Source organism: Alkanindiges illinoisensis (assembly GCF_004377485.1).
Taxonomy (GTDB): Bacteria; Pseudomonadota; Gammaproteobacteria; order Pseudomonadales; family Moraxellaceae; genus Alkanindiges; species Alkanindiges illinoisensis_A.
In genome coordinates, this window is record NZ_SNTY01000079.1 from 1 (window position 1) to 925 (window position 925).

2 protein-coding genes are annotated in these 925 nt (G+C 34.5%); both read left to right on the forward strand.

Going from position 1 to position 925, the window contains the following annotated elements; translation table 11 throughout:
- Positions 1–169: 169 nt before the first annotated feature.
- Entirely contained in the window at positions 170–538 is a 369-nt protein-coding gene (locus E2B99_RS13390; RefSeq protein WP_134245694.1) for a hypothetical protein, read from the forward strand.
- Positions 538–855: a hypothetical protein gene (locus E2B99_RS13395; RefSeq protein WP_134245696.1), complete on the forward strand. Its 318-nt coding sequence runs from the start codon at positions 538–540 to the stop codon at positions 853–855. Before E2B99_RS13390 ends, E2B99_RS13395 begins: the two co-directional genes overlap by 1 nt.
- Positions 856–925: the final 70 nt, after the last annotated feature.

A 925-nucleotide genomic window follows, 5' to 3' on the forward strand; every position in this document is an offset into this window, starting at 1 on the left:
TATAATCAGCGAAGAATTCAAAAGAGTTTGGATTTTAAAACGCCAAATCAAATAGCAGAGAACTTTTATCGGTTAGCTGCCTAGCATATCCCAAGTGAAAGTCTCCTGCTAATTCAGCACATATCATACAGTAACAGATAGGGTCGTTACTCAGCCTGAGAAAATGCGCATGGTAATTGATCAAGAGCACTATATTAATATGCAAGAGGCTATTGAAAAGGGACAGAATCCTGCACAGAAATTAGGTGGTTGGGCGACTAAGGAACCCGTTAACTCTATTGCTGACATGCGAAATAAGCTTGCAGTGACTGAGGAATTTAAACCAAATTTAGTAGAAGGGAAGCGGAATAAATTCTATGTGGTTGAGTTTGAAGTACAGCCCGGTGTAGGGATTCGAGAAGGAAAAGCTGGTTCCATGTATGATTATAAAACTGGTAAAGTATTGCCTGGTAATGCCCAACAAATGAATTTCGTAGATAAATCTCCTTATACAAATCCTGAGTTATTTAAAATAAATTCAACAAGAGAGATCAAATAATGAAAAAAATACAAAAGGTAATAGAAAAGAATAGTTTTGAAAATGGAGAGAGGTATGAGTTTATGAACTACCCTGAATATGACTCAGAGACTTCACTTAAAATTTTTAATAATATCTTGTTGAATAATGTGAAAACTATCAGTTTAGAAAGAAAAATTATTTATGATGATGGTAGTGAATATATTTTACCTGTTAGAGAAAATATTCACATTTTATCGGATCGTAAAAGTTTTTTGATTATTTTTGATGAAACACCTTCTGGGGGCGTTCAAAAATCTGTGTCAGCCAAATTACTAGATTTTAATTATATCGTCTAAACGCCCCTCGAAGTAAATAGATAATTGAGTGATAGTCTGTCCCCAGTTGGTGACAGGCATTGTCCATTTT